This is a genomic window from Neobacillus sp. GCM10023253, assembly GCF_042653105.1.
Taxonomy (GTDB): domain Bacteria; phylum Bacillota; class Bacilli; order Bacillales; family Cytobacillaceae; genus Neobacillus; species Neobacillus citreus.
On sequence record NZ_JBHSHV010000028.1, the window covers coordinates 375,811 to 396,039 of the forward strand.

Consider the following 20,229-nt stretch of genomic DNA (forward strand, 5'->3'; position numbering starts at 1 on the left):
ATCTAATAGGAAAAGCCTTAAATTAGAACGCAAAAAAACCATCCGGCATTGAAGCCGGATGGCATTTAGTCAAATGTAATTTCCCCTATTGCGATTAATGACTTTATGATTAGAAGCAGTTGATGCATTTCATGGGGTTCTCTAATATCCTTTTCTAGCAAGTTTTCAATTCGGCCGATGCGATGGCGGAGACCGCTCATTGACAAGGTCAGGTCCTGCATGGTTTGCTCGAGCTTACCTCCGTTCAACAAAAAGCTATACAATGTTTTCAGTAGTTCCAGCATTTTAGGGTCCTCAAAGCGATAAAGCGGACCAAGCTCCTGTTCGGCAATCATTTTGATTCCGCTGATATTCTTCGAGTTAATCAGCACCCCGACAATTCCTAATGATTGGAACGGCACAATCTTCTTCTTGACTGCTAATCTTATCGCAATGGCCGCTTCCTCATAACATCTGTACGCTTGGCCGATATCCTCGCCTAGGCGGCTAATGCCCAGTTTAAAATGACCTTGGGGAAATTTATGATTTATATAATCGAAGTATTGTTGCATGACATCATCGATTGGCTTGTTTTGGATAGTCTCCGTTGTGATTAATAAAACCATACTGCCCTCCCGGTGGCCAGCCAAGATATTATGCTTTTTATTTTTAAAATAACGGAATGTCGATTCAAAAATTTGTTCCTCTAAAAGAAAGTCATCTTCAATCGAGCCTTGGGATTTCCGATATTCCATTACGGCTATATAATAGTTTTGCTCGAGGTTTACGCCCGTATATTTCCCCCGCTTAATGATCTCACTGGCAGGAAGTCGCCCCTCCAGGATTTGTTCCAGGAAACTCCCTTTCATTCTTTCAAATGTCTCAAACTTCGTTTTTTCATTTAAGAGAATCAGTGAGGCTGCATTGGCAAACCGGTCTAAAAACAAATAATCTTCTTCATGATAATGATTGTTGATATCTTCATAGAGAAAGGAACAATAACCGATGACTTCTTTTTGTAATAGAATCGGCGTAATCAGACGTTGTTGAATGGATGTTTTGATGATTTTTTTTCTAAAAGGCAATAGCGGGTTTGTGTGAAATTGTGTTTTTTGAAGGTAATTTTCCATATCAGTTTTTAAAAGTAAATATTGTTCTTGTTCCAAGCCTGAATAGGTAATCGTGCTATGGACCGCATCTTCAACAATAATCGGGATTCTTACCGTCTCATAGACCATGTCGGCAATGGTTTGCAAGTCAGTGCCGTTGATAATTTCTTCAGTTAACTGATTTTGGAAATGGGCTAAACGGGTGACGACATTTTTCTGGTCAAGCAATTGATCATAGGTCAACTCAAGTTCTTTTACAATTGGGGTTTCATTGTAAAAATCGAGTGCATCCTCTTCCTGAAGTTCCTGTTCCCATTCTTTCTTTGGCTTTATCACCCAGCGGCACTCTGAATCTCCCTTACCTACACATGTGGTCTCTCTCGCCAAAAGTGTCTCCCCAAATATCGTTGACATAAAACCGCTCGCAAAACCAATCAGTGTATGACACACGGGACCATTTGACTTTCCGATTCCTTTTAGATGCTCGACAGCCTCATAGGAATCGTACCAAGTTCCATAGGAATAAAAATTCTTGATTCTCTTATTTTTATCTAATTCATAGGTGCAATCATGTTTAATCCCGCTAATATGGCCATTTTGGATATGAATAATCGGTCCATGTTTAATGAGATATTCCAACGATGATCCGGATTCGAGGGCTTCTTTCGCCACTTTGACACCCATTTCCCAGCCATAATGAAACAAGAATCCCTTAATCCGTTTAATGCCAATATTTTTTGCAAGCTGCTGCCTTAGAATCCCGAAAACGGACGCAGATGTGATAATCTTGCGGTCTTCTATAACGGCCTCTTGGCTATAATTTTCTGCTGAAATTCTAACGCTCATGCCATCACATCCTGTTTGATAATAAAGTGAACATTTCATTAAAAAAGGAAATTGCGACTTGCCTATTATTTGCCCGCTAATTACAAAACTTAGGATTGTAAGCGCAAACATATACTATTATTCTATTAGAAAAATTCGAATATATCAAAATAATTATACCTGGAAGTTTAATACTGCCTTTACTATGAACTTGGAATATTCCAACACCATAAAGAGGAGAATAATGAAAAAACGTTAATAGAGTATTGTAGTGTCCCTTTTTGTCCACTTTAAAAGGTCATATGGTACTCTCTGTAGAGAAAAGTGATTAGAAAGAGGGATCTTTATTAACATTTTATGGGACTTCGACGGAACGCTTTTTGACACCTATCCAGCACTGGTCGAAGGATTTGTTCAGTTGTCTGGGCAAGAGTTGGACCGTGGTGAGGTTTTAAAATGGCTGAAAAAGGATTCGAAAACGGCCTTTAAACATTATGGAATTGATGAGAGTCGCAGGGGTGAGTACCAAGAGTCTTTTAATTATTTCTCCAAAAGGATCAGCAGGCCTTTTGATTACGTTGAGGAAGCTCTAGCAGCGGTTGAGAGCAATGTCATTGTCACGCATCGCGATAAGAAATCCACCCTTTATCTGCTTGAGAAATTTGATTTATTAAAATACTTTAAGGACATTGTTTCCGTGGAAGAACAAGGCTTTACCAGAAAGCCTCATCGCTCGTCATATGAATATGTCCTTAAAAGCCATCACATTGATTTGGTGGTTGGGGACCGGGAACTGGATTTAATTCCTGCAAGAGAATTGAAGATTAAAACCTGTTCTTTTCAAAATCGTAACATCGAGGCTGATTTTCATATTGATAGCTATTCGGACTTTATTCCGATGGTTCTTACTCCTCTTATAAAAAAAAGACAAAACCCCTTAGATTGAATCAAGGGGTTACGTGTTCGGCGTATAAAGGACATTTTGACCTTACAGCAGCTCAATTTTGTCCTTCACTACTCCCCATTATTGTCAACTTGTTCACCAATCGGCTCATTTCCGATTCTAGGTTTAGCTGCAAAATCATGTTTACCTGTTTCCCACTCAAAGCCTGGCTCCGTCGTGCCCGTTGACATTAATGGCTGCTCGGTACCGCTTTTATCTGAAGTCTGGTTCTTTTTATTAAAGTTTTCTTGGGGATCCATTTTCCGCCCTCCATTATTGAGTTTTTCATATTATTTTCCTGATCCGCATCACCTATACTTAACTTAAACTGTTCAACATCTATTCATATTTTTTTAATGCAGGTTTAACAATTTGATAACATCTATAACACTGTTTATTAACATCGGAACGTTATAGTATGTAGTAGAGGGGATGGCATGCGTGGCCATCACGGTATTTGGCGTAGGAGGAGCCGATACTTTATTGTTCCTGTCTTCCAAGATGAACCGTAGAAAAAGCTATCCTTAAATGAAATTGGTCCTCAAACTTTACATTCTTTTTTTGTACAAGCAAATGGCTCAGTAGACTGGGGCATTTGTTTTTCTTTTCCCCCAAAAGCTAAATTATCATATTCATTTATATGCAGTCGGCGAGGCATGGCATAAGGCTTGGCCTGCATTGGGCAAGAAATCAGTGAATATCGCGGGGATTATTGGTTTCCTTGGAATTTTCCTATTTATCGGGTACGGGTATTTGGAGCTATACCGATTTTGTCCACTTACTACCTGCATATATTGCAGTCATTCTTTACTTGCTAGGAGTCATTTCACTAAGCCATTTTTAAGGTGAAAATTTGGCATAACAAACAAAAAATTAATTTTACTTTGTCCACACCTTCCGTTCGCTATGGAATTTAATAGTACAAAGGGGGTGGAGGAATATGAGTATGGGGGATGTTGTTTCAATTGGTGCCAATTGTATACTACAAACCAGGAGAAATGGCTTTTTTCTTGTAGTGGAGATTGAAGTGGAGGCAAATGGTGTTGAATTCGAAGAATTCGTGTTTATTCGAATTTCCCGCCGAGAAGCAAGAGTATTATTGAATGCAGGCGTTGAGCTTTGTGAAATTGTATCCAGCCGTCCAAGATCTGATGATCTAGAGGTGGAATTCATTTGTGTATTCATTGTTGACGGAGAAGCATTTGCCTTGTTTGATGTAGAAGACAACGTGGACCGAGCAGTTTTTGTCCCAATCACATTAGCACAGGCACGCAGCTTAATCAACAGGGGTGCAAGACGTTGCACCGTCATTAACAGAAGAGTAATGTAACACACTCGGGGAAGGTTCTCATAATTCACAAGCATGAGAACCTTCCCCATGTGTTTAAACACAAGTAAACGATTGAATTTGCCGGAGGCTTATTCCAGAATACATCCATCTAAACCCGGTCCAGCGGTACCCTGCGACTGAGTTACGTCCGACAAATATTGGATAGAACCAAAATTGCTCAAAACCTCTTAGCCATATATAGGTGTATCTGAATAAACATCTTCTAATACCCCCTGGATCAACTGCAAATGCTTCAGCTTGCTGTTGTGTCTGTGTGGGAACAAAGGATGGCGGTGGTGACGATGGCGGTCCAACTTGCGGGACTTGACCCGGTGGGGCTGTTGGAGGTCCTGCTCCTGGACCTTGACCTGGTGGGGCAAACGGTGGTCCCGCTCCTGGGCCTTGACCCGGCGGGGCAAATGGTGGTGAAAAGCCAGGTGCTCCTGATGGTGGTCCCATTGGTGGGAAAAATTGGCCAAATTGTCTTTCATAAGGGTTCATCTGGTAATAATAATCCTCTGGAAATGGAGTTGAATACACATGAATTTCCTGATTATATGGATTGGTATTATACATAGATATAGGATTAGGATACATAACGCGCACTCCTTTCTTTTTAAACCTACATCATCATATTCTTTAGTCATTGACCTATAAACTTGTTCTCTCAAAAATAGGCATTACCTATAAAATGTTATTTACGCCCTCGTTATTTGCCCAAATCAGTAATCTCACTGAAATAGACATCCTATGTTAAAATCTATCAAAGAGGCATCTTTTTCCAATGTGTTTCTACTTTTTTGACAAATGAAGGAGGTTTACCAATGAATACATGGCTAAAGAATGGTTTTTCCATATCTACGAACAAAGAGTATTTAGACCTTGATACTATCCACAAGTTTTTAAGCGAAGAATCATACTGGGCATTGGGCCGGCCAAAAGAAATCATAAAAAAGTCCATTGACAATACTGCATTATGTTTTGGTGTTTATAAAGGGGATGTCAGCAAAGGCGATGCGGAGCAGGTTGGTTTTGCAAGGGTCGTCTCAGACTTAACGATATTTGCGTATCTTGCAGATGTGTTCATTGTGCCTGAATACCGTAAATTAGGCTTGTCCAAATGGTTAATGGAGGTTATCACCAACCACCCAGACTTGCAAAATGTCCGCAGGTTTATGTTAGTCACAAACGATGCCCACACCCTGTATAGCCAATTCGGTTTCAAATCGATTGACCATCCGGAAAGGTTTATGGAAAAATTTCGCGGATGATGCATGAGAACCGTCCCCATGATTCAAAGAATAGGAGATTTATAATGGGAAAAATTAATTTTTCGATTGTTGATGTTTTTTCGCAAGGGAAATATACCGGGAACCAGCTTGCTGTTTTCAAAAATGCGGGTAATCTATCTGGCCGGGAAATGCAGCAAATCGCGAAGGAAATGAATTATTCGGAGTCTACTTTTATTCTATCCGACCAAGTAAATGATGGAGGCTATGATGTCCGCATCTTTACCCCTAATGAAGAGGTGCCTTTTGCTGGCCATCCGACTCTGGGAACTGCTTATGTGATTCAGCATGAGCTATTAAAGGAACCGGCAGAGACACTTACGCTAAATTATAAGGCTGGCAAGATTCCCGTCTCGTTTGATGCAAAGGAAGGTCTTATTTGGATGAAACAAAATAAACCTGCCTTCGGAAAAATATTGGAGCCCGACCAGGTTTCTGGTGTCTTACAGATTGAGAAGGATGCCATTAATGAGCGATTCCCCATCCAAGAGGTTTCCACTGGGCTTCCTGTCATTCTTGTCCCTTTAAAAACTCTGGACGCTGTCAAAAGAGTAAGGGTCAATTTAGAAAAGTACTATGAGCTGATTGAGAATACGAACGCAAAAGCGATTATGGTATTTACTTCTGAAACGTATCATCCAGAGAATCAGGTAAATGTTCGTGACTTTGGAGATTATTATGGGATGCCAGAGGATGCCGCCACTGGCAGCGCAAATGGATGCCTGGCTGCCTACCTGGTTGAATACCGATTTTTCCAAACAAGCGAAATTGATATAAGAGTCGAACAAGGATATGAAATTGGCAGACCCTCTTTATTGTTTTTAAAAGCAGATGAGGAAAACGGAGTAATCAATGTTTCTGTTGGCGGAAAGGTTGAAAAGATTGCTCAGGGTGAATGGTTAATATAAATTTCCACATACGTGGACGGCTCTCATGGTTTTTACATGCATAAGGGCCGTCCCCATGAATTACTCCACTGGAAGAAACAGTACACTCTCTTCACCCAAACTTCCCCTGTAGGAAGGAAGCCTAGGAAGATTCTTCGATTGGCAGAATGTATCGATATGGAACTGGTGATGACAATACGGTAGAAGTATTGATGTTTCCAAATGGAATTAATTTATCGATTAATTGCCTCATGCCATTCATGTTTGAAACAGCAGCTTTTAAAATATAGCTTACTTCCCCGGTCACACGATGGCACTCGATAATTCCCTCTTCTTTTTTTACGAATTCTTCAAATTCTTGTAAGGATACTTTAACGCCGCCCACTTGAATAATTAACAGTATGTCTCTTCCAATTGCAGGAAGGGAGATTCTAGCACTGTATTCTTCGATAACCCCTTTCTCTTGCATCCGGTGAAGACGTTCCGAAATACTCGGCCTACTTAACGCTAACTCCAGTGATAAGTCGCTGATTGTCATGCGGGAATTTTTTTGCAAAAGCTCCAATAACTTAATGTCTATTTGATCCACCAAAAACACTCCTTTCATTATGAATATAAAACAATAGATTTTAATTCAAATTGAACGTAACTTAATAATAACGCCTTCTTATTGATATGTAAAATTGTCCTTTTATCTTTTATTATTAAAATAGTTATTAATCGTATTAATATTGATAAGAGATTAGGTGATTTAAAAATGAGGAAGCCAATAGATATTTTCCTAGGATGCTTGGTAACAAGTATTGGGGTTATCCTTTTAAAACATGCCAATATTGTCACAGGAGGCACAGCCGGACTCTCGCTAAGTGTAGCGTATCTTTTTAATCTTCCATTCGCTGTGATTTTCTTTTTAGTAAATATCCCTTTTTATATTTTTTCAGTTTTTAGAATGGGATGGAAGTTTACCTTAAATACCGTTGTTTCTGTTTCCATCCTGACGTTATTGACTGAAATGGACCAATGGCTGCCACACTTTTCACTTCCGATTTGGATAGGCTCAATCTTGGGCGGATTTATGATTGGAATTGGTTTAACCATCCTATTTATGAATGGAGCTTCCCTCGGAGGGGCTAATATCCTCGCACTGTATCTGCAAAAGAGATTTCAATTTAATCCTGGCAAAGTAAATTTCCTATTTGATGCGGTTGTTGTGCTTTCGAGTATTTACGCTGTTGGGCTGGTAAGAGGGCTATGCTCCATCCTTTCGATTGCGGTAACAGCCAAAGTAATTAGCTATTTCAAAAATGACATCGCAAATAAAAGCAAAACGGCAAAGAGGAATGGAATCTTTTCCATTAAAACCGCTAAGTCGGAAGCCGTAGGATAACTAATGGGGAGGGTTCTCATACTTCAAGTATGGAGCCCCTCCCCATGATTGATTTATCTTTTTTGAAACCAAGTCCCTAAAAGTTCTTTTTCCCTTTCCCACGAAATCCCGGCTTTAAGCTTGTTATCTGGTCGTCCCTTCATCCAGTTATAAACCTCAACAATCGTCTCTTCTAATGACCGAAAGGTAAGTCCAGCATTTACCGCCTTGTCGACGCTAATGGAAAAAGAGCCTTTCCACGGTTCTGTTTCTCCCTCTAATGGGAAGTGCTCGGGAACCCATAGCGGCATTTCCGTCCATGGCTGCACATTACGCTCCAGCAAAAATTGCTCATCTGCCCATACCCATTCGCACTCATTGTTGGCGACAGCTTTACAGGTCTCCAGCAACTCTTCCATCGTCAATTTATCGTTCGGGCCTGTCACATTAAAGGTTCCAGCTTTTCTGTTTTCCGCCATATCAAACACCCATTTGGCGATATCTTTTATATCAATTAACTGAACAAGACGGTCTGGACGCCCCGGTACCAATACTTTTCCGCCTTGTGCCACGCGCTGAATCCAGTACGGAAACCGGTCCGTGTAATCAAACGGCCCGACAAGCTGCCCAGCTCGTATATGCAACACACGTCCCGGCCAATGCTTCTCCGCTTCCGCCTCACATAGGACCTTCAATGCGCCATAGTGATCATAAGGAGAAGCGCTCCCCTCCTCAACAGCTCTTAATTGATCCTGCGACAAAGTTTGCAGATGGTAATCTTCGGTAAGATTAAACGGGATCCAATCTTTATAAACAGAGATGCTTGAAATATACGTATAATGTTCGATATTATCCCCAAGTACAGCTGCGATTTCTTGAATCTGCTGGGGAACAAACCCGCATGTGTCCATTACAACATCCCACTTACGGTTTTTCAGAAGGGACACATCTCCGTCCCGATCCCCGATGAGCTGCTCCACTTCAGGAAAAGCACCTTTATTGGTCCCACGATTAAATAAGGTCATTTCATGGCCTCTTTTCAATCCCTCTTCTACCAATGCTCTTCCTAAAAAACGAGTCCCTCCTAATAGTAAAACCTTCATCCTTCTCCCCCATTCCATTTATAAATCTCTTTTACTTTATATAACGATTATTTTTTATAAAAAGATACGGGGAGGATAATAAATTTATCCTAGGGGGAATTTTCACAATGGAAAATGTTGAATTTTTAATACTATATTTTCATCACCCCATTATGAAATTATTTCACCATTTTTTTCCTTATAATCACTATTCAACTAAACCGCCCCTAAGCAATGCTCTTATAATGTTTACTGTAAAATATGTAATTTAATTTTGTTTTGGACAAGGATTAAATAATTTTTTTAGAAGCATTCTATATTTTGTGTTGTAAACAAATAAAAGGAGGAAATACAAATGACAAATCAAGTCGACACTAATAAATTGAAACAAGCAGAGGCGGCTTCTTCTATTGTGAAAGATATGATCACTTCAGCCATTGAACAATCAGCTGCTAACACCACTCTTTGCTTAGAAGCATTGAAACAAGCATCAAGTGAAGTTGCACAAATTCAAACATTGATAAGTCAAGTGCAGTCCCAGATGCAAACCCAACCGTCTTATTCAGAAGAATAATAATGACTTTAATCTTCTTTCAAAGAAGAAAAAAGAACACTAATTGGAGGGGCTTCCGCAAAGGAACCCCCTATTACCTTTGAGGAAATCCAGAAGGTGTTAGGAGGAGCGAACATTAAATTGGGATATGTTGTTTATGCTCGATGCTTTGGGTATTTAAAAAAAAAGAGGAACATTGCCATCTCACAAAAAAAGACTGCCCCTAAAAGTTATACTTTTTTGGGACAGACTCTTTATTTGGTTACTATGGAAAATAGAAACCGAATATTTCGTTATGGCAATTTCCAAGCTACATTATAGTCATCATAGCCGCCATAGTATTGCCAGATTTCGGCCTTTTCGGTTGTTCCTGGGAAGTTGACCCAGTATGAATTGCTGGTTGTCAAATCGGATGGGATGTCACCTGGGTAATAGGCAACCCAATAAGCACCTGGGGTATTTGGCGAAAAGTCCCCCATGGTACGGTCCCAGTTGCCTGGAGATGAATAGGTTCCTGGTTTTACACCTTGTCCATATTGATTTAAATAATTGACGAATGCGTTATAAATCTCATGATTATTGGCATAGTCATAGTCACTTAAACCGGTATAAGCCGATTCTACATCAATAAAAATAACGGGTCTAACCTTTGAGCCATATACACTCTTCATAGCTTCGTAGCTTTCTAGAGCTAATTTTGCCTGCTGCGCACCCCAATCGCTTGCGGAGATTCCTTCTGGCGCTGTTTGCATACCGGATAAAAACCAATAACCGTACACATAGCTGGCACTCTGTGCTCTTGCACTGCTGAAATAAATGGCACCGCCCGTGTTTGCATCAAATTGCACCGTGCTCCCATAACCTAACTTCCCAATATAAAAATCTTCCCCTGCAGGATTCGCTGATGAAGCTGAATCCGATCCGAATAGATATCCTGCAGTTTCAGCAGTTGTAGTCGATTCTTCTAATTGGCTTTCGGAAGTAGTTTGATAGATTGCTGAGTTTTCAGAAGCATGCATTTTTGCCGTTTCACTGGCATGTATGCTTGCCTGTGATTTTCCGATGCTTCCTTCTTCTTTATGTTCTACTTCAGTTTTGACTTTCTCTATTGGCTGAGCATCAGCTTCGACTTCTTCTGCTGGCTGAACAGCTATCTCCGTCTCAGCAGGAACTATAGGGGTTTCAACCTTTTTTTCATTGGCATGTCCATTTTGGGAGCCAACTGCTTGAACAGCTTTAACAGGCTCCACTTTTGCTTTATCGAGTCCTGCCGCTGCAGTAAATTGGCCTCCTGACATAAGTCCAAACGACAATACTCCAGTTACTACGAAAGATTTTATGAGTTTATATGTTTTAAGGTAATGTTTCATTTTCTAATTTTGCTCCTTTATTTTTCGTTACCCGTGGCTTAATTAGCAGTTAACGTTTTAAAAAAAGGAGCTATTTCTGGTGGTGGTGAAGGTGGAGCATTAATCCATTGGTGACTGTACTTAGCTTGGCGAGAAGTGTAGTTCAGGCCAAGGGTCAGCGATAAATGTTCATCCCAGTCTAACCAATTTGCTATATAACCTACCGCACCTGTCCCAGGACTGAACTGAACATCAGACTGCCCTCCTGGGGATGACGTAAGCTGCGGAAGGATATTTATGACCTCAAAAGGAATCTTCCTATCGTTAGATGGAGCCTTGCTTTCTTCAACTATAAGTGGTTCCTGCGAAATGCTAGTCTTTATTGATACTGAGGAATCATTTTCTTCCGTAATGGTTTCTGACTTAGCAATCAAACCTGAAGGCTGGCTGTCCATTTCGGCTTTAGGAGCTGTTTGGTTTGAGTGCGTTGACTCAGGGACCTCCTGAACCTGGTTCGTGTCGACATTTGGTTTGGCCGGCCCTGGTTGTCCTATGTCCTTCACCTTTGCAGTCTGTTCAGCAGATTTACTTGCGTTCTTACCCTTATCTAAAGGGGGCACTGCCCTATTCGTCTTGTTTGGTGACGCTGAAACAGATTTGATAGGTATGGATTTTTGTGTACTAGGATTCGCCTCCGGTTTTTGAACCACTTCACCTTGACTTTTATGTACATTTTCAGTTGGAACTGGCACTTCTTTTTCCGAAGCTATTGGATTTTCAGCATTCGCTGAAACGCGAGTTTGTGCTGCTGCGTTTTGCTGTTCCGGTTGACCGACTGCTCCGTTTGCCAATGCATTATTTGGCAAGAAAGCGGCCGCCCCTAAAATAACACCCATTAGAATAAAATGCCGAAAGTACATTCTTTCACCCCCTTTCAAAAGCAGAGTTTTATCACTTCCACTAACAGCATTCGACATCATCATTAAATTTTTTGTCGGTTTTAACAATAATGGGTTCTTTTAACCTAAGCGGGATTTATAATCGATGAGTCAAAATCCCTCTACATAGGGGCTATACTCACAGCAAATCTTCTAATGAGATGCCCCCGTATAAATGCAGCTTGCTCCGAACTGTTTAGTGCCCTAACTGAGAGTAGAAACGACTTCTATTTGGTGAAATGTTCGCCGAATATTGGAAATACTTTTATGTTTTACGTTCCGAATTAGGTTGTTATAATGGTGGGTATGAAACGTGAGGAAGGAGATGCCGCAATGACCACATTTGAAAAGTTAAAGCCGATTATTGCAGATCAACTGGGGGTTAAAATGGAGGAGGTCAGACTTGATGCATCATTCAAGGATGACTTTGAAGCTGATTCGCTTGATATGGTGGATCTGACGATGGAAATTGAGGATGAATTTGCGATTGAAATTAGTGATAAAGTGGCGCCGACGCTTCAAACTGTCGGAGATGTCGTAAACTTTATTGAAAAAAGTCGTTAACAACTAAGGCGGATAGCCCGACGCAGACGGACACTCGACCGTGTAGCAGAAGGCATCCGCTTTTTCCATATTTAAAAAGTCACTGTTTGGAAACCTATCGATTTTTCAAAAAAAGTAGCCCTCAAGACAATTCGAAAACAATCCTCGAGGGCTTCCAGATATAATATTTAAGGGGGGTCTTGAAAAAGACTGTCTTAATAGTAGCTCATTATTCTTAATTAATTCTTAACTTACTGCATGATAGGGGAGTTTTTTTTAGATTTACCGTTCCTTCTTTATTTATTAATTAATTCCGTACCATACGAGTTATCTATCGCACAAAGAATCATACTGTTCAATAGAACAAAAGACACATGGGGACGGTTCTTCATGCATCTGATGCATGAGAACCGTCCCCATGATTCACTTTATAGGATGATAAACGCAAAGACGATTGCAAGGATGATGCGGTAGTAGGCGAATGCTGAAAGCCTGACTTTGTCGAGCAGTTTTAGGAATGCAATACAGGATAACAATGCGACTACAAAGGCGGTTACAAAGCCGATGACGAAGGTGGTGATGTCGCCTGAAAGTACGGCATCCATATTTTTCAATAAATCTAATCCAGTTGCGCCAATCATAATAGGCAATGCTAGAATGAAGGAAAATTCGGCAGCTGTTTTTTGGCTGGCGCCCACTAATAATCCTCCGGAAATGGTGGAACCGGCTCGTGAAAATCCCGGCCAGACAGCTAAGCATTGGAACAGTCCAATATATAGAGCTTGCTTATAAGATAATTGGTCAATTGAGTGTGCTGTAATCGTCGTGTTCTTTTTGTCCGCATAAATTAATAATAAGGCACCGACGACTAAAGCTACCAAAACCACTGTTGTAGAGAACAGAACATTTTTAATAAAATCGTGTAGGACGAAGCCTACAATCACGGCCGGCAGTACTCCTAAAAATACGTGAAGAAGATTCAGTTTCGTTCTATTGTTGTCCTTTATATTTAAACTCTTAAAGTCTAACAGTGAAAAAAACCTTCTCCAATATAACACGACAATCGCTAGGATCGATCCTAATTGAATGACAACTTCAAATGTTTTCGCCCGATCTCCCTCGAACCCTAATAGATGACCGGCTAAGATGAGATGTCCTGTTGATGAAACGGGAAGATATTCTGTTAACCCTTCTACGATTCCCATTATAAAAGCTATTACGTGCTCACTCATAAATATATTTTCCTCCTAATTAAATGCTACCTTTTAATAATACCCGTTAATGACCAAAAAGCAGTATTAATTTTTAGTTAAAAAATATTTTAACATAAAACATAGGGACGGTCCTCATGCAACTGATGCATGAGAACCGTCCCTATGAATCACTAATGCCCGCCAAGGTAGGCTTTTTTGATTTCTTCGCTTGCTTGGAGTTCGGCGGCGGTGCCTGAGATTTGGATGCGTCCGGTTTCGATGACGTAGGCCCGATCAGCAACGGATAAGGCCATGTTGGCGTTTTGTTCAACGAGCAAGACAGTCGTTCCTTCCTTGTTGATCTGCTCAATAATGTTAAATATTTGTTTCACGATCAGCGGCGCCAAGCCCATTGAAGGCTCGTCCAGCAGCAGCAACTTTGGCTTGGCCATGATGGCCCGTCCCATTGCCAGCATTTGCTGTTCCCCGCCGGAAAGTGTTCCGGATAGCTGCTTGCGGCGTTCGAGCAGCCGCGGGAACAATTCATAAACTTTTTCCATATCCTTGCGAATCCCGCTTGCGTCCTTTCTGGTATAGGCGCCAAGCTCCAAATTTTCCTCTACTGACATATTGGAGAACACGCGCCGTCCTTCTGGGACGTGGGAAATGCCAGACTTAACTATTGCTTGCGGTGCTTTGGTGGAGATCGTCTCGCCTAAATATTCAATCGTCCCTGATTTTGGCCTTTGCAGTCCGGATAAGGTTTTCAGAAGCGTACTTTTTCCCGCTCCGTTAGCCCCAATTAAGGTGACAATTTCGCCTTCCTTCACTTCTAATGAAATGCCTTTGAGCGCCTGAATGTTTCCATAAAATACATTAATATCATTGACCTTAAGCATGTTCGTCAGAAACCTCCTCTCCCAAATAAGCCTCGATGACCTTCGGATGGCTCCGGATTACTTCTGGAGTACCTTCTGCAATCAGTTGGCCATGGTCGAGGACATAAATCCGTTCACAGATTCCCATGACAAGCTGCATGTCATGTTCAATTAATAAAATCGTCAGGTCAAATTGTTCACGAATAAAGGCAATCAGTTCCATTAATTCGTGGGTCTCCTGCGGGTTCATCCCCGCTGCCGGTTCATCCAGCAGCAACAGTTTCGGACCGGCCGCTAACGCCCGGGCGATTTCCAATCTCCGCTGCTGGCCATACGGTAAATTTTTCGCCTTTTCATCTTTAAATCTTTCCAAGTTGAAAATTTTTAAAAACTCGAGCGCTTTATCTTCCATGTTTTTCTCCTCAGAAAAATGGGAGGGAAAACGAAAAATGGAGCTCAAGATGGAGTTTTTCGCTAACGAATGATAGGCAACCTTTACATTGTCTAACACGGATAATTCACTAAACAGGCGAATATTTTGGAAGGTACGGCTGATCCCGCTTTGCGTCACCTTGTAGGGAGGCAGTCCGTTCAGCCGCTTTCCGTTAAATACAATCTCGCCTTCTGTTGGAACGTAAACACCTGTTAACAAGTTAAAGCTAGTGGTTTTTCCGGCTCCGTTCGGTCCAATTAATCCGACCAGTTCGCCTTGGTTAAGTCTCATATTAAAGCCAGAAACGGCTTTTAATCCGCCAAACTGAATGCCGGCATTTTTCACTTCAAGTAACGCCATCTTAATTGCCTCCTTTAGCCGGTTTCCACTTGAATAAATCAGTGACTTCACGTGTGCCCATCAAGCCTTGAGGACGGTAAAGCATCACGATGACCAAAACTAAGCTATAGATAATCATCCGTGTTTCCGGATATTGTGCCAAGAATGCTGATATAACGGTTAATAAAATAGCCGAAATCACTGACCCGGTAAGGCTGCCGAGGCCGCCCAAGACAACGAAGATGAGGATATCAAATGATTTTAAGAAACCGAAATTTCCCGGCTGGATGATATAGAAATTATGTGAAAATAGCCCGCCGGCAATTCCTGCAAAAAATGATCCAATCGCAAAAGCAAGAACTTTATAATACGTGGTGTTGATTCCCATCGCATCAGCAGCAATTTCATTTTCCCGAACCGCAATACACGCCCGTCCGTGCCTAGAATTCGTAAAGTTCGTAATCACCAGAATCGTAATGACCAGACAGACAAAGGTGACGGTCCAAGTCGTCAGATGCGATACCTGCATACCAGCGGCCCCGCCAACATAGTCAATATTAAATAAGGCAATTCGAATGATTTCTGCAAAACCAAGAGTGGCAATCGCCAAATAATCACCACGGAGCCTTAGAGTCGGGATGCCGACAATCAGACCGGCCAAAGCGGCAATAACCCCGCCAAGCACAACGGCAAGAATAAATGGCAGCTCTAATTTCATCGTGACAATCGCTGAAACATAAGCGCCGACTGCCAGGAAACCAGCGTGGCCGATGGAGAACTGGCCAGTGATGCCAATGACCAAATGGAGACTGACTGCCAGAATAATATTAATGGCAATGGTAATCAACAAATTACTATAATAAATATTTATGAACCCTGAGCCGATGAAAAATTGGACGACTACGTACACAACCGCCGCTAGAATCAGAAATGCCCAAAATGATTTTGATTTCTTCATTATTTTTCACCTATACTTTCTCTCTTGTATTTTTCCCAAAGATGCCGGATGGTCTGAAAATAAGGATGAGAATCAAAATGACAAAGGCGGCTGCATCTCTCCATAAAGAAAATCCTGCTGCACTGACAATCGATTCAATGACACCGAGGAAAATCCCGCCAACCATCGCTCCCGGTATACTGCCTATGCCCCCTAATACGGCGGCAACGAACGCTTTTAACCCAGGAATGACACCCATCAGCGGTTCAATTTTTGTATAATAAACACCAAACACGACCCCTGCTGCTCCCGCTAATGCCGAACCAATGGCAAACGTGAAGGAAATCGTTTTGTCAACGCTTATTCCCATTAAGCGGGCGGCGTCCATATCAAGAGAAACAGCGCGCATCGCTTTTCCCATTTTCGTGCGTTGAACAATAAATTGTAAAATAATCATTAAAATAATCGATGTTAATAGGATAAATAAAGACTGGCTGTTAATATGGACACCAAAGAAATTGATGGCCTTATTTGGCAATACGTCAGCAGGATACGCTTCCGGCTGAGCGCCGCGGATATAGATCATTCCGTATTCAATCAACAAAGACATTCCGATCGCTGTAATCAAGGCAGCGATTCTCGTAGCATTCCGAAGCCGTTTATAGGCAATCCGTTCAATTAATACCCCAAATACCGCACAGAATACCATCGAAATGATGAGTGCAGGCAAGAAGCTTAATCGCCATCCCTTAATCGCATAGAATCCAATAAAGGCACCAACCATAAATACATCGCCATGTGCAAAGTTAATTAATTTAATGATCCCATACACCATGGTGTATCCTAATGCGATTAAGGCATAGATGCTGCCGAGTGAAATTCCATTTATCAGCTGTTGTAACCAATCCATACGTTTTTTCTCCTTTTTTCTAAGGCTGTGTTAAACTTGTCTGTTCTATTTATCAATAGTTCACAAACTAACAATTATTTTTAGCATAGCCTTTTTTTACAAAAGTAAAATGGAAGGATAATCCTTCCATTTTACTGGTCTAAATATTAAGGATTAATTTTCGAGTTAAATACTTGTTTACCATCTTTGTATTCTAGCACTGTTGCAGATTTAATTGGGTGATGATTTTTATCAATCGATAATACTCCAGTTACAAGTGATAAATCTTTCGTTTTTGCTAATTCCTTTTGAATCTTGACAGAGTCTGTGCTACCTGCACGTTTAATGGCATCTGCTAAGAAATAAACAGTGTCATAACCAAGGGCATTGAAAGCGTTAGGCGCATCGCCATTGTTCTTGTCTTTGAATGCTTTAACAAAGTCTTGAACCTTTTGATCTGGATCTTCAGTTGAATAGTGGTTGATTAGGTAAGTGTTATTTAATGCTTCAGCACCTGCTAAATCAACTAACTTTGGTGAATCCCATCCGTCAGCACCCATTAAAGGAGCAGTGATGCCAAGCTCGCGTGCTTGCTTAACAATTAAGCCAACTTCTTCATAATATCCAGGGATAAAGATAAAGGATGGATTTTTCGCCTTAATACGAGTTAATGTGGCACGGAAGTCAGTATCCTTACCTACATAAGACTCTTCTGCTACGATTTTGCCGCCAGCTTTTTCAAATGTTTTCTTGAAAGCATCGGATAATCCTTTTGCATAGTCACTTGAGCTATCTGAGAAAATGGCTGCATCTTTTACTTTTAAATTATTTGCGGCAAAGTTCGCAGCAACTGTGCCTTGGAATGGATCAATAAAAGATGTACGGAAAACGAATTCTCTTACTTTTCCTTTTTCATCTACAGTAACAGTCGGGCTGGTTCCGCCTGGTGCGATTAGAACAGTTTTCGTATCATTGGCAATTTGTGCTTGGGCCACTGTATTTCCGCTTGTTGCTGCACCGATTACCGCATTTACTTTATCTTGGCTTGTCAGCTTAATAATTCCGTTTGTTGCTTCAGCCGCTTCTGATTTATTGTCATTTTTAATCACTTCGATTTTCTTGCCCTCAACACCGCCAGCTTTGTTAATTTCCGCTACGGCCATTTCAACACCTTTTGCCATGGATTCACCGTATGATGCAACGTTACCGGAAAGCTCCATGTTTACGCCAAGCTTGAAGACATCTGAATTGCCTCCGCCGCCACTGGCGCTTTGGTTTCCTGTCCCACAGCCGGCAAGGATTCCGGCAGCTAATGCTGATACCATAAATACCTTACTAAATTTCTTTTTCATCTCTAGGTTCCCCCTCTGTTGTTTTTCTCTTTTTTGATTTTTCTGACATTATTAACCGAATATTAGTATCGGGAAATGATAGTTAGAAATGTGTTAACAATTAGTATATTAAAACAATTTTTTATTTTCGTCTAGTATATTATTTTAATATTTCAGAAACTTGCATATTTTATGGGAATGATAGTGCTTTCACAAGGAAAAACATAAGGAAAAAGCGGGTGTTTTCCATAAATTACTTAAATTTGAATAATAAAATTTTAGAAGAAAATTATCGAAAAATTCAAAATCGAATAATAAAAAAAGGGGACGGTTCTTTTGGCCATTACGGCCGCTAGAACTGTCCCCCTGTTTATCCTCTATTTATCGATTTCTCCGTCTGCGCAGGAACGATGGAATATCCAGAGATTCCTCTTCTGGCTGTTCATAGTATCGTTCTGGTTCTGGTTGTTGTTGTTGTTCGTAAACCGGCTCCTCGCGTTTTATTGGAGTGCGCCCAAAACTCTCTTCTCGTATTATTGGCGTGCGGTGAAAACTCTCTTCCCGCTGAAAGGTCCTTGTTGGCTGAGGGGCAGGCTGTTGAACTTCAGGCGCTTGCTCATCGAATCCTGTCGCAATGACCGTTACGATTATTTCATCCTTCAGGCTTTCGTTAATAACCGATCCAAAAATCATATTTAATTCCTCATGAGAAGCAGAAGCAACTAAATCGGCAGCCTCCTGAACTTCAAAAAGACTTAAATTGGTTCCTCCGGTAATGTTCATGATCACACCTTGTGCACCATTGATAGACGTTTCCAAGAGCGGACTATTTAAGGCCTTCTTGGCAGCTTCTGCAGCGCGATTATCCCCTTTAGCTACACCAATTCCCATGAGGGCAGTGCCTTTATGGGACATGACCGTTTTCACGTCGGCAAAATCAAGATTGATTAAACCCGGAACAGCGATTAAGTCGGAAATCCCTTGAACACCCTGCCTAAGCACGTTATCCGCTTCACGGAATGCTTCGATCATCGGTGTTCTTTTATCAACGATTTCCAACAAGCGGTCGTTTGGGATAATAATTAACGTGTCCACCGCATTTCTCATGGCGTTAATTCCATTCAGAGCATTTACAGAGCGCTTGTGTCCTTCGAACTTGAAGGGTCGCGTGACAACTCCAACAGTCAGGGCACCAATTTTTCGAGCGATCTTGGCAATTTCAGGCGCTGCCCCAGTGCCTGTCCCGCCGCCCATTCCGGCTGTAACGAAGACCATGTCTGCGCCTTCCAGCACCTCTTCAAGCTGCTGTTTGCTTTCTTCCACTGCTCTTTTGCCGATTTCCGGATTGGCCCCCGCTCCTAAGCCTCTTGTTAAGGATGATCCAATTTGCATCGTAATCTCTGCTCTTGATTGGTGGAGTGCTTGTGCATCCGTATTGACAGCAATAAATTCTACACCGCCAACGCCATCCTCAATCATTCGGTTCACAGCATTGTTCCCTCCGCCGCCGACACCGATGACTTTAATCCTAGCAAATTGGTCCAAGCTTGGTTCAAAGTTAAACATTTTTATTCCTCCTCATTCATCCAATTTTCCTTGTTTCATACGAATCATGGCTGCCCAAAGGCACCTATGTAATTGTCAGATCATACTTTATTTTGTTTATAGGTAATAGATTAGGAGGCTGATATTGCCGCAGTTTTCTAGCATCCTCAAGAAAAAAAGAAATCAGAGAGTAAAAACTAGTAAAAAAACTTCCAGCAGACTCCAAATAGATTATTTAATAGTCTACTTAACCATAATCTTATTGTCCAGTTAAGAATAGCCTATTTTCGTTAAAAAGCTTGAGACATGTGGTGAGGCATGGGGACGGTTCTCGTGTGTCATTCCTGGGCCCTGGTGCACGGCCCAGATCCGGTGCATGATTCCGTGGATATTTCCGGAATCCCAAAAATGATGATAAGAACCGTCCGAGACTATTGAAAAAACTTCCTAAGAAGGCGGATGAAAGGAAATTTTGCCTCCTGGACAAGTCG

General features: G+C 41.3%; 21 protein-coding genes. 8 read left to right on the forward strand and 13 right to left on the reverse strand.

The window, feature by feature from the left end; translation table 11 throughout:
• Positions 1-65 precede the first annotated feature (65 nt).
• Entirely contained in the window at positions 66-1,934 is a 1,869-nt protein-coding gene (locus ACFPA1_RS27090) for a V4R domain-containing protein (RefSeq protein ID WP_378587753.1), read from the reverse strand.
• A 331-nt stretch (positions 1,935-2,265) separates the two neighbouring features.
• Between ACFPA1_RS27090 and ACFPA1_RS27095 the strand changes: the two genes are divergently transcribed.
• Complete coding sequence (locus tag ACFPA1_RS27095; protein ID WP_378587888.1) at positions 2,266-2,859, forward strand: HAD hydrolase-like protein; 594 nt, start codon at positions 2,266-2,268, stop codon at positions 2,857-2,859.
• A 68-nt stretch (positions 2,860-2,927) separates the two neighbouring features.
• Here ACFPA1_RS27095 and ACFPA1_RS27100 read toward each other — a convergent pair whose 3' ends face one another.
• Positions 2,928-3,116, reverse strand: coding sequence for a hypothetical protein (locus ACFPA1_RS27100; RefSeq protein WP_378587756.1), 189 nt, complete (start codon positions 3,114-3,116; stop codon positions 2,928-2,930).
• Between the two features lie 680 nt (positions 3,117-3,796).
• On the opposite strand from ACFPA1_RS27100, the gene ACFPA1_RS27105 reads away from it, so the two are divergent.
• The 4 genes from ACFPA1_RS27105 to ACFPA1_RS27120 all read left to right on the forward strand — a co-directional run bounded on the left by ACFPA1_RS27105 (position 3,797) and on the right by ACFPA1_RS27120 (position 6,383).
• Complete coding sequence (locus ACFPA1_RS27105) at positions 3,797-4,186, forward strand: hypothetical protein (protein WP_378587759.1); 390 nt, start codon at positions 3,797-3,799, stop codon at positions 4,184-4,186.
• Between the two features lie 248 nt (positions 4,187-4,434).
• Positions 4,435-4,764 carry a hypothetical protein gene (locus ACFPA1_RS27110; RefSeq protein WP_378587762.1) on the forward strand — a complete coding sequence of 110 codons (330 nt, stop codon included), beginning with the start codon at positions 4,435-4,437 and terminating at the stop codon, positions 4,762-4,764.
• A gap of 246 nt (positions 4,765-5,010) precedes the next feature.
• Positions 5,011-5,457, forward strand: coding sequence for a GNAT family N-acetyltransferase (locus ACFPA1_RS27115; RefSeq protein ID WP_378587765.1), 447 nt, complete (start codon positions 5,011-5,013; stop codon positions 5,455-5,457).
• A 44-nt stretch (positions 5,458-5,501) separates the two neighbouring features.
• A complete protein-coding gene (locus tag ACFPA1_RS27120) occupies positions 5,502-6,383 on the forward strand; it encodes a PhzF family phenazine biosynthesis protein (protein WP_378587768.1) in 882 nt (293 codons plus the stop codon).
• A 121-nt stretch (positions 6,384-6,504) separates the two neighbouring features.
• On the opposite strand, the gene ACFPA1_RS27125 is transcribed toward ACFPA1_RS27120, so the two are convergent.
• Complete coding sequence (locus tag ACFPA1_RS27125) at positions 6,505-6,951, reverse strand: Lrp/AsnC family transcriptional regulator (protein WP_378587771.1); 447 nt, start codon at positions 6,949-6,951, stop codon at positions 6,505-6,507.
• Between the two features lie 168 nt (positions 6,952-7,119).
• Between ACFPA1_RS27125 and ACFPA1_RS27130 the strand changes: the two genes are divergently transcribed.
• A complete protein-coding gene (locus ACFPA1_RS27130; RefSeq protein ID WP_378587774.1) occupies positions 7,120-7,749 on the forward strand; it encodes a YitT family protein in 630 nt (209 codons plus the stop codon).
• Between the two features lie 53 nt (positions 7,750-7,802).
• Here the strand turns inward: ACFPA1_RS27130 and ACFPA1_RS27135 are convergent, their stop codons facing one another.
• Entirely contained in the window at positions 7,803-8,831 is a 1,029-nt protein-coding gene (locus ACFPA1_RS27135; RefSeq protein WP_378587777.1) for an SDR family oxidoreductase, read from the reverse strand.
• Between the two features lie 334 nt (positions 8,832-9,165).
• Between ACFPA1_RS27135 and ACFPA1_RS27140 the strand changes: the two genes are divergently transcribed.
• Positions 9,166-9,384 carry a hypothetical protein gene (locus ACFPA1_RS27140; protein WP_213146297.1) on the forward strand — a complete coding sequence of 73 codons (219 nt, stop codon included), beginning with the start codon at positions 9,166-9,168 and terminating at the stop codon, positions 9,382-9,384.
• A gap of 272 nt (positions 9,385-9,656) precedes the next feature.
• Here the strand turns inward: ACFPA1_RS27140 and ACFPA1_RS27145 are convergent, their stop codons facing one another.
• Both ACFPA1_RS27145 and ACFPA1_RS27150 read right to left on the reverse strand, forming a co-directional pair.
• Positions 9,657-10,733: a hypothetical protein gene (locus ACFPA1_RS27145; RefSeq protein WP_378587781.1), complete on the reverse strand. Its 1,077-nt coding sequence runs from the start codon at positions 10,731-10,733 to the stop codon at positions 9,657-9,659.
• A gap of 38 nt (positions 10,734-10,771) precedes the next feature.
• Complete coding sequence (locus tag ACFPA1_RS27150) at positions 10,772-11,632, reverse strand: hypothetical protein (protein WP_378587784.1); 861 nt, start codon at positions 11,630-11,632, stop codon at positions 10,772-10,774.
• Positions 11,633-11,983: 351 nt separating this feature from the next.
• Between ACFPA1_RS27150 and acpP the strand changes: the two genes are divergently transcribed.
• Positions 11,984-12,214 carry an acyl carrier protein gene (gene acpP / locus ACFPA1_RS27155; protein WP_213146294.1) on the forward strand — a complete coding sequence of 77 codons (231 nt, stop codon included), beginning with the start codon at positions 11,984-11,986 and terminating at the stop codon, positions 12,212-12,214.
• 407 nt (positions 12,215-12,621) lie between these two features.
• Here the strand turns inward: acpP and bacA are convergent, their stop codons facing one another.
• From bacA to ftsZ, 7 genes are all read right to left on the reverse strand, one after another.
• Positions 12,622-13,425, reverse strand: coding sequence for an undecaprenyl-diphosphate phosphatase (gene bacA / locus ACFPA1_RS27160; protein ID WP_213146293.1), 804 nt, complete (start codon positions 13,423-13,425; stop codon positions 12,622-12,624).
• 152 nt (positions 13,426-13,577) lie between these two features.
• Complete coding sequence (locus ACFPA1_RS27165; protein WP_378587788.1) at positions 13,578-14,285, reverse strand: ABC transporter ATP-binding protein; 708 nt, start codon at positions 14,283-14,285, stop codon at positions 13,578-13,580.
• Positions 14,278-15,057 (reverse strand): ABC transporter ATP-binding protein, encoded by a 780-nt coding sequence (locus ACFPA1_RS27170; protein WP_378587791.1) that lies wholly within the window; start codon positions 15,055-15,057, stop codon positions 14,278-14,280. Before ACFPA1_RS27170 ends, ACFPA1_RS27165 begins: the two co-directional genes overlap by 8 nt.
• Position 15,058: 1 nt before the next feature.
• Positions 15,059-15,994: a branched-chain amino acid ABC transporter permease gene (locus ACFPA1_RS27175; protein WP_213146290.1), complete on the reverse strand. Its 936-nt coding sequence runs from the start codon at positions 15,992-15,994 to the stop codon at positions 15,059-15,061.
• Positions 15,995-16,004: 10 nt separating this feature from the next.
• Positions 16,005-16,883, reverse strand: a complete 879-nt coding sequence (locus ACFPA1_RS27180; RefSeq protein ID WP_378587794.1) for a branched-chain amino acid ABC transporter permease — start codon at positions 16,881-16,883, stop codon at positions 16,005-16,007.
• 146 nt (positions 16,884-17,029) lie between these two features.
• On the reverse strand, positions 17,030-18,214 hold the full coding sequence (locus ACFPA1_RS27185) for an ABC transporter substrate-binding protein (protein ID WP_213146288.1): 1,185 nt from the start codon (positions 18,212-18,214) through the stop codon (positions 17,030-17,032).
• A 360-nt stretch (positions 18,215-18,574) separates the two neighbouring features.
• On the reverse strand, positions 18,575-19,759 hold the full coding sequence (ftsZ, locus tag ACFPA1_RS27190) for a cell division protein FtsZ (RefSeq protein WP_378587799.1): 1,185 nt from the start codon (positions 19,757-19,759) through the stop codon (positions 18,575-18,577).
• Positions 19,760-20,229 lie beyond the last annotated feature (470 nt).

Coding starts and splice junctions, on each gene's coding strand:
- ftsZ (WP_378587799.1), bottom strand. CDS start 19,759: ATGTTTAACTTTGAACCAAGCTTGGACCAATTTGCTAGGATTAAAGTC.
- ACFPA1_RS27140 (WP_213146297.1), top strand. CDS start 9,166: ATGACAAATCAAGTCGACACTAATAAATTGAAACAAGCAGAGGCGGCT.
- ACFPA1_RS27105 (WP_378587759.1), top strand. CDS start 3,797: ATGAGTATGGGGGATGTTGTTTCAATTGGTGCCAATTGTATACTACAA.
- ACFPA1_RS27165 (WP_378587788.1), bottom strand. CDS start 14,285: ATGCTTAAGGTCAATGATATTAATGTATTTTATGGAAACATTCAGGCG.
- ACFPA1_RS27115 (WP_378587765.1), top strand. CDS start 5,011: ATGAATACATGGCTAAAGAATGGTTTTTCCATATCTACGAACAAAGAG.
- ACFPA1_RS27145 (WP_378587781.1), bottom strand. CDS start 10,733: ATGAAACATTACCTTAAAACATATAAACTCATAAAATCTTTCGTAGTA.
- ACFPA1_RS27130 (WP_378587774.1), top strand. CDS start 7,120: ATGAGGAAGCCAATAGATATTTTCCTAGGATGCTTGGTAACAAGTATT.
- ACFPA1_RS27150 (WP_378587784.1), bottom strand. CDS start 11,632: ATGTACTTTCGGCATTTTATTCTAATGGGTGTTATTTTAGGGGCGGCC.
- ACFPA1_RS27120 (WP_378587768.1), top strand. CDS start 5,502: ATGGGAAAAATTAATTTTTCGATTGTTGATGTTTTTTCGCAAGGGAAA.
- ACFPA1_RS27180 (WP_378587794.1), bottom strand. CDS start 16,883: ATGGATTGGTTACAACAGCTGATAAATGGAATTTCACTCGGCAGCATC.
- acpP (WP_213146294.1), top strand. CDS start 11,984: ATGACCACATTTGAAAAGTTAAAGCCGATTATTGCAGATCAACTGGGG.
- ACFPA1_RS27090 (WP_378587753.1), bottom strand. CDS start 1,934: ATGAGCGTTAGAATTTCAGCAGAAAATTATAGCCAAGAGGCCGTTATA.
- ACFPA1_RS27110 (WP_378587762.1), top strand. CDS start 4,435: ATGCTTCAGCTTGCTGTTGTGTCTGTGTGGGAACAAAGGATGGCGGTG.
- ACFPA1_RS27135 (WP_378587777.1), bottom strand. CDS start 8,831: ATGAAGGTTTTACTATTAGGAGGGACTCGTTTTTTAGGAAGAGCATTG.
- ACFPA1_RS27100 (WP_378587756.1), bottom strand. CDS start 3,116: ATGGATCCCCAAGAAAACTTTAATAAAAAGAACCAGACTTCAGATAAA.
- ACFPA1_RS27185 (WP_213146288.1), bottom strand. CDS start 18,214: ATGAAAAAGAAATTTAGTAAGGTATTTATGGTATCAGCATTAGCTGCC.
- ACFPA1_RS27175 (WP_213146290.1), bottom strand. CDS start 15,994: ATGAAGAAATCAAAATCATTTTGGGCATTTCTGATTCTAGCGGCGGTT.
- ACFPA1_RS27170 (WP_378587791.1), bottom strand. CDS start 15,057: ATGGCGTTACTTGAAGTGAAAAATGCCGGCATTCAGTTTGGCGGATTA.
- bacA (WP_213146293.1), bottom strand. CDS start 13,425: ATGAGTGAGCACGTAATAGCTTTTATAATGGGAATCGTAGAAGGGTTA.